Origin of the sequence: Cryobacterium sp. MDB1-18-1, assembly GCF_004402735.1 — a bacterium.
GTDB lineage: Bacteria > Actinomycetota > Actinomycetes > Actinomycetales > Microbacteriaceae > Cryobacterium > Cryobacterium glucosi.
This window is the reverse complement of sequence record NZ_SOFR01000032.1, coordinates 91,892-99,365: the sequence shown is the minus strand read 5'-3', so window position 1 is coordinate 99,365 and position 7,474 is coordinate 91,892. Positions and strand designations below refer to the sequence as shown.

Annotated in this window: 5 protein-coding genes and 1 pseudogene; 2 read left to right on the top strand and 4 right to left on the bottom strand. The window is 66.3% G+C overall.

The window, feature by feature from the left end:
- Positions 1 to 101 (top strand): annotated as a pseudogene (locus tag E3O50_RS08260) (IS481 family transposase); the annotation flags it as partial.
- 25 nt (positions 102 to 126) lie between these two features.
- Positions 127 to 294 carry a hypothetical protein gene (locus E3O50_RS19115; protein WP_166790721.1) on the top strand — a complete coding sequence of 56 codons (168 nt, stop codon included), beginning with the start codon at positions 127 to 129 and terminating at the stop codon, positions 292 to 294.
- Positions 295 to 452: 158 nt separating this feature from the next.
- On the opposite strand, the gene E3O50_RS08255 is transcribed toward E3O50_RS19115, so the two are convergent.
- From E3O50_RS08255 to E3O50_RS08245, 4 genes are all read right to left on the bottom strand, one after another.
- Positions 453 to 1,133, bottom strand: a complete 681-nt coding sequence (locus tag E3O50_RS08255; protein ID WP_134560831.1) for an EAL domain-containing protein — start codon at positions 1,131 to 1,133, stop codon at positions 453 to 455.
- 3 nt (positions 1,134 to 1,136) lie between these two features.
- Complete coding sequence (locus E3O50_RS08250; RefSeq protein ID WP_134560830.1) at positions 1,137 to 3,230, bottom strand: diguanylate cyclase; 2,094 nt, start codon at positions 3,228 to 3,230, stop codon at positions 1,137 to 1,139.
- Complete coding sequence (locus E3O50_RS19800; protein ID WP_277870867.1) at positions 3,227 to 3,361, bottom strand: hypothetical protein; 135 nt, start codon at positions 3,359 to 3,361, stop codon at positions 3,227 to 3,229. The genes E3O50_RS08250 and E3O50_RS19800 overlap by 4 nt, the downstream gene beginning before the upstream one ends.
- Before the next feature lie 176 nt (positions 3,362 to 3,537).
- A complete protein-coding gene (locus E3O50_RS08245; protein ID WP_134449705.1) occupies positions 3,538 to 7,449 on the bottom strand; it encodes a DNA-directed RNA polymerase subunit beta' in 3,912 nt (1,303 codons plus the stop codon).
- Positions 7,450 to 7,474 lie beyond the last annotated feature (25 nt).

The following is a 7,474-nucleotide window of genomic DNA, read 5'->3' as shown; positions in this document are numbered from 1 at the left end:
GCGCAGCAGCGCTTGCACCCTGGCTCAACTACTACAACACTGAACGCATCCACTCCGGCATCGGAACAACCCCCATCAGCCGAGTGTCACCAACGTCATAACTCAGTACAGCTAGCGGCCCCCGGCGTGCTCGACTACGTCCTCAGGGTTGGCTGGGCGACCTCGTTCGACAGCCAGCCCGCCGAGCTGACCCTGACCGTGCGCAACCACGGCAGGACCCTCGACCTGCAGCCGCAGGCCAACCTGCTCGCCGGGGTCGAGTACCCGGCCCAGACCGGGGTGAACAGCGTCTAGCTCGACAGTCCCGCATACCTGGGCACGTGGCCAGGCGCCGTCCCCACCCCGCCGGCCGCCTGAGCGCGGCCTTCCGGTGGCTAACTCAGGAAGATCGCGCGGCTGACCGCTACAGATTGCCGGACCGGTGCGGACGATCCTCCGCTGGCGCCCGTCGGTCAGCTGTCGAAGCTCACGACGGGCAGCGGTGACGGGTCCGGCCTGGAGAAGAGGTAGCCCTGCCCGTAGCGGCAGCCCATGGACCGGAGCAGGTCGCGTTGGCCTGCCGTCTCGATGCCCTCGGCGACGACGTCGAGTCCGAGCGAATCGGCAAGGCGCAGGATGCCCTCGACGATCGCCCGGTCGTGTTCGGAGCGTTCGAGGTCGCGCACGAAGGTGAGGTCGATCTTGAGCAGGTCGACGGTGAAGGCGCGGAGGTGCGTGAAGGAGGAATAGCCGGTGCCGAAGTCGTCGATCGCCAGTTTGACACCCAGTTCCCTCAGCTCCTGGAAGGTCCGGGCCGCGGAGTCGATCGCCTCGAGCACGGCGCTCTCCGTCAGTTCGATCCAGAGGCGCTCGGGAGGCAACCCGCTCTCCGCCAGCGCACGTCTGACAACGACGCCGAAGTCGTCCTGCGCGAACTGTCGTGGAGAGACATTGACACTCACCGCGAGGCCGCCGTCGAGGGTCACGGCCGCCCGGCAGGCCTGACCGAGAACGGTCACGCCGATGCCCTTGATCAACCCGACTTCTTCTGCGATCGCGATGAACTCGCCAGGGTAGACGATGCCGCGCTCGGGGCGGCGCCATCGGGCGAGAGCCTCGGTGGCGACGACCGTGTTCTCCTGGAGATCGACGATCGGCTAGTACCAGGTCTCGATCTCGCCGAGCTCGACGGCGTCGCGGAGGGCGAGCTCGGTGTCCAGCCGCCGGTCGATGCGGCCGCGCAGGTCGTCGTCGAAGACCTCGTAGCGGGCCCGGCCCCGACCCTTGGCCGAGTACATGGCCTGGTCCGCGTTGCGGAGTAGCGCCTCCGCGTCGTCGTGGCCGAGGCCGAAGGCGATGCCGATACTCGCGTCGACGGATGCGACGAGGTCGCCGATCCGGATCGGTTCGGCGATTGAGCGCTGCAGGTTGTGGGCCAGTGTGTGCACGTCCTGGCTGCTGTCGACGCCCGGACAGATGATCACGAATTCATCTCCGCCGATCCGGGATACCGTATCGGTGGCCCGCGCCTGCTGCCGGAGCCGCACCCCGACCTCAGCCAGCACGGCGTCCCCGATGTGGTGGCCAAGGCTGTCGTTGACGAACTTGAACCGGTCCAGGTCGATGAACAGCACGGCCACGCCGTGCCCGTGCCGTGATGACTGCAACAGGGCCTGGTTGAGCCGGTCGAGAAGCAGCAGGCGATTGGGCAGGTTGGTCAGCGGGTCGTGGAATGCGAGGTGCTCCACTCGGGCCTCGGCGAGGCGGCGGGCGGTGATGTCCTCCACCTGGTACAGCAGCGCGCCAGCCTGCTCCCCCGCGGGGATCTCGGCGATGCTCACCTTGACCCACGTTTCCTCGTCGTCGACCCGGAGCATCCGGCGGTCCATGCGCTGCCGCGTGGAGGGCCCGTCGAACACCTCCGACGTGCGAGCGCCGCGCGCTCCGGCATCGAGCGGCATGAAGATGGCCTCGATGTGCTGGCCGACGACAACGGATGCCGGCCCGGCGAGCTCGAACAGCCGCGGGTTGGCTGCCACCACCCTGCCGTCGAGATCCACGATCGCCGTGCCGAGCGGTGACGACGCGAACGCCGCCTCGAATCGCGCCCGCGCGGCCGAGACCGCCTGTTCCGCAGCGTGGAGCGCGGTCACGTCTGTGACGGTGGCCATGTGCCCGGTGACCTGACCGGCGTCCCGGATCGGCGCGGTGCTCACCTGTACCCAGTTGACCTGACCGCCGGGGGTGCGGAAGCGCATCATCGTCTCGTACGCAGCCCCGGCGGCAATCGCGGCAGCCCAGTCGCGTTGCACGCGTTCGGTATCGTCGGGGTGGATGGCTGTGGCCATACCGCCGCGCTGGAACTGAACCCTGGTGAGGCCGCTCAGGGCGTGCCACTGGTCGTTGGCGCTGAGAAGTCCGCCGGCCGCGTCCATCTGCACGATGCCCACCGGGGCGATCGCGACGAGCGTGTGCAGCGTGTCTGCGACCTTCGCGAGCTCGCGGGTGCGCCTGTCCACCGCCGTCTCGAGGGCGTGGTTGGCCGCGTCCATCGCGACCATGGCGGCGTCGCGCTGCCGGTCGAGGTCGCGGAGCCTCCGGGCGGCCACCCAGCTCAGGCCGATGCCGACCACCGTCATCGTGGCGATCAGGAAGGCGACACCGAGCACCGTGTCGAACCAGCCCTGTCGCTGGCCCCAGAGTCGCAGCCAGCCCAGCACGAAGGGGCCGAGCAGGAGGAGCGGAACGACGGGTCGGAGCAGCCGCCCTGAGCTACCCGGGTCGCGCAGCAATCCGACGAGGCCGTTGTCGGGCCGGGTGAGAAGGATCGAGACCGACTCGAACGCCACCGCGAGAGCGGTGATGAGAGCCATGCTCGTGTACCCGCCCACGGAGTAGAGCGAGGACACCCCATAGGCGTAACCGAGCAATGCGAGCAGGCTCACGGTCAGCGAGCCTAAGGCGAGGCCGAGCATCCAGGACGCCCGCGGCAGCAGGCTCGCGCAGACGGCGAGGCCCAGAAGAATCAGTAAAACGGCCGTCGCCGGCGCCATGCGCGGATCCTGACCGCCGAAGGCGATGCCCGGCAGCAGCCGGTCGACGCCGAGCGTCACGCCCAGAATGTCTTCGGAAAGGGTGAGGGCGCCGAGCAGAGCGACGGCGAGCCCCAGGACCAGTGCCACCCGACGCCGCTCGAGCAGGAACAGGGCCAGCGACAGCATGATGAGAGCCAGGGCCGGCGTCGGCTTCATCGCCCAGGGGCCGGCAGGGTGCTCGCGCCGAGATACCAGCCTGCGAGCACGACGAGTCCCATCGCCCCGGTGACGGCCGCGCTGATGCGTGCCAGTAGTAGTTGCATGCTGCCCTCGTGCTCGCGAGACACGGAAATACCTGCGCCCCCCTCACAGGGTACCCGGCGCGGCCCAGCGCGGCACACCACCGCTTCCCTCGAGAACCGCCCTGCGCGCCGAGTGTCGTCGGCGCTCCAGCGACGGGGCGTTAACGACGGATGCCCCCCTCGCCGAGGCGAGAGGGGCATCCGTTGGTGAGGACTACACGCTACTTGTAGGTACCGGGCGTGAAGTCGTCGGACGAGAAGCTGTCGAAGTCGACGAAGCTCAGGTCACCCTCGTTGAACGCGGCATCATCGGTGAAGATGCGGTTCGGGTAACGCTCGGCCTTGGCCTCCTCCGTTGCCTCGACGGTGACGTCGCGGTAACGGGGCAGTCCGGTGCCCGCCGGGATCAGCTTTCCGATGATGACGTTCTCCTTGAGGCCCATCAGCGGGTCGCTCTTGCCTTCCATTGCCGCCTGGGTGAGAACCCGGGTGGTTTCCTGGAAGGAAGCGGCCGACAGCCAGGACTCGGTCGCCAGGGACGCCTTGGTGATACCCATGACTTCCTGACGAGCGGATGCCGTCTTCTTGCCCTCGGTGAGTGCCGCACGGTTGAGTTCGTTGTACTTCAACCGGTCGACGAGCTCGCCGGGGAGCAGGCCGGTGTCGCCGTGTTCGACGACGGTGACCTTGCGGAGCATCTGGCGGACGATGACCTCGATGTGCTTGTCGTGGATCGGCACACCCTGCGAACGGTAGACGTCCTGGACGCCACCGACGATGTGCTTCTGCACGGCCCGGACACCCTTGACGCGAAGAACTTCCTTCGGGTCGACGGCGCCGATGATGATCTGCGTGCCGAGCTCGACGTGCTGGCCATCCTCGACGAGGAGGGTGGAGCGCTTGAGCACCGGGTACGCGATCGGCTCGTCGCCGTTGTCGGGGGTCAGGATGACCTTCCGGCTGCGGTCGGTGTCCTCGATCGTGATGCGTCCGGCAGTGTCGACGATGGGCGACGCACCCTTGGGGGTACGTGCTTCGAAGAGCTCCTGGACGCGCGGCAGACCCTGGGTGATGTCGTCAGCGGATGCCGAACCACCGGTGTGGAAGGTACGCATGGTCAGCTGCGTGCCGGGCTCACCGATCGACTGTGCGGCGATGATGCCGACGGCCTCTCCGATGTCCACGAGCAGGCCGGTCGCGAGCGAACGGCCGTAGCAGACCGCACACACACCGACGGCAGACTCACACGTCAGCACGGAACGCACCTTGATGGTCTCGATGCCGGCCTCGACCAGCTTCTCGATCAGCACGTCTCCGACGTCGTCTCCGGCTTCGGCGACGACCTCGCCTGCGGCGTTGACCGCGGCTGCGGCCAGGCTGCGGGCGTAGACCGCGTTCTCCACGTTGGGGTGGCGAACCAGGTTACCGAGCGGGTCGACGATCGCGATCGGCAACTCGAGGCCCTTGGTCGTTCCACAGTTGTCTTCGCGGATGATGACATCCTGCGAGACGTCCACGAGACGACGGGTGAGGTACCCGGAGTCGGCGGTACGGAGGGCGGTGTCGGCCAGACCCTTACGGGCACCGTGAGTAGCAATGAAGTACTCGGCGACGGACAGGCCTTCGCGGTAGCTCGAGATGATCGGGCGAGGGATGATCTCACCCTTCGGGTTGTTCACGAGGCCTCGCATGCCGGCGATGTTACGCACCTGCAGCCAGTTACCACGAGCACCGGACGTGACCATGCGGTTGATGGTGTTGTCCTTCGGGAAGTTCTTCTGCATGGCCTCGGCGACGTCTTCCGTCGCCTTCGTCCAGATCTGAATGAGTTCCTGACGGCGCTCGAGGTCGGTCGTGAGACCCTTCTCGAACTGCGACTGCACCTTGGCGGCGAGCTTCTCGTAGCGAGCCACGATCTCGGGCTTGTCCGGCGGGGTGAGGATGTCGCTGAGCGCGACGGTCACACCGGACCGGGTGGCCCAGTAGAAACCGGCGTCCTTGACGCGGTCAAGCGTCGCGGCAACTTCCACCTTCGGGTACCGCTCGGCGAGGTCGTTGACGATCGCCGAGAGGCTGCCCTTGTCGGCCACCTTTTCGAAGTACGGGTAGTCGACCGGCATGGCCTCGTTGAAGATCGCGCGGCCGAGCGTGGTGTTCACCAGCACGGTACCGACGGCCTGGCCGTTGACGAGTTCCACGCCTTCCGGCTGGGTGCCCTCTTCGAAGTACTTGTCCGTCAGACGGATGCGTACCTTGGCGTTGAGGTCGAGGCCCTGGTTTTCGCCCTTCTTCTGGTCGAAGGCCAGGATCGCCTCGGCGATCGAGGAGAACGAGCGGCCTTCGCCGATCACGCCTTCCTTGAGCGTCGTGAGGTGGTGCAGACCGATGATCATGTCCTGGGTGGGCAGGGTCACCGGGCGGCCGTCGGACGGCTTCAGGATGTTGTTCGAGGCGAGCATCAGGATGCGCGCTTCGGCCTGGGCCTCCATGGACAGCGGCAGGTGCACTGCCATCTGGTCACCGTCGAAGTCGGCGTTGAACGCCGCACACACGAGCGGGTGCAGCTGGATGGCCTTACCCTCGACGAGCTGAGGCTCGAAGGCCTGGATGCCCAGGCGGTGCAGGGTGGGCGCACGGTTCAGCAGCACGGGGCGCTCGCGGATGATCTCCTCGAGCACGTCCCAGACCTGCGGGCGTGAACGTTCGACCATGCGCTTGGCGGCCTTGATGTTCTGAGCGTGGCTCAGGTCGATCAGGCGCTTGATCACGAACGGCTTGAACAGCTCGAGTGCCATCTGCTTGGGCAGACCACACTGATGCAGCTTGAGCTGCGGGCCGACGACGATGACCGAACGGCCGGAGTAGTCGACGCGCTTGCCGAGGAGGTTCTGGCGGAAACGACCCTGCTTGCCCTTGAGCATGTCGCTCAGGGACTTGAGGGCACGGTTGCCAGTACCCGTGACGGGACGGCCGCGACGACCGTTGTCGAACAGTGCGTCGACAGCTTCCTGCAGCATCCGCTTCTCGTTGTTCACGATGATCTCGGGGGCACCGAGGTCAAGGAGGCGACGCAGGCGGTTGTTGCGGTTGATCACACGACGGTAGAGGTCGTTGAGGTCGCTCGTGGCGAAACGGCCACCGTCGAGCTGCACCATCGGGCGCAGTTCGGGCGGGATGACCGGGACGACGTCGAGCACCATCGCGGCCGGCGAGTTGCCGGTCATGATGAAGGCGTTGACCACGCGGAGACGCTTGATGGCGCGGATCTTCTTCTGACCCTTGCCCTCGGCGATCTGCAGGTGCAGGTTTTCGCTCTCGGTGACCAGGTCGAAGGCCAGCAGGCGCTTCTTGATGGCTTCGGCGCCCATGTAGGCCTCGAAGTACATGCCGAAACGGTCCTGGAGCTCGTGGAAGACGCTGTCCTCGGGCTTGAGGTCGCCGACCTTGAGGGTGCGGAAGTCTTCCCACACGCGCTCGAGGTGCGCGATCTGCTCGTCGAGGGACTTGCGGACCTGCCCCATTTCCTTCTCGGCGGCGTCCTTGGTGCGCTTCTTCTGGTCGCTCTTGGCGCCCTCGGCCTCAAGTGCGGCGAGGTCGGTTTCGAGGCGGACGAGGCGGTCGGCGATCCGGGAATCGCGCTGGCCTTCGAGGGTCTTGATCTCGAGGCGAAGCTCGTTCTCAAGGCCCGGCATGTCCTGGTGACGGCCGTCTTCGTCGACCGTGATGACCATGTACGCAGCGAAGTAGATGACCTTTTCGAGGTCCTTCGGTGCCATGTCCAGCAGGTAGCCGAGACGGGAGGGGACTCCCTTGAAGTACCAGATGTGAGTGACGGGGGCGGCGAGCTCGATGTGGCCCATCCGCTCACGACGCACCGACGACTTGGTGACCTCTACGCCACAACGCTCGCAGACGATGCCTTTGAAGCGAACTCGCTTGTACTTACCGCATGAGCATTCCCAGTCCCGGGACGGTCCGAAGATCTGCTCGCCGAACAGGCCGTCTTTTTCCGGCTTGAGCGTGCGGTAGTTGATGGTTTCGGGCTTCTTGACCTCACCGTGCGACCAGCGACGGATGTCGTCTGCGGTCGCCAGGCCAATTCGAAGCTCGTCAAACGTGGTTACGTCGAGCAATTTCTCTCCTTGAAGAGTGTTCGGA

Coding starts and splice junctions, on each gene's coding strand:
- E3O50_RS08250 (WP_134560830.1), bottom strand. CDS start 3,230: ATGAAGCCGACGCCGGCCCTGGCTCTCATCATGCTGTCGCTGGCCCTG.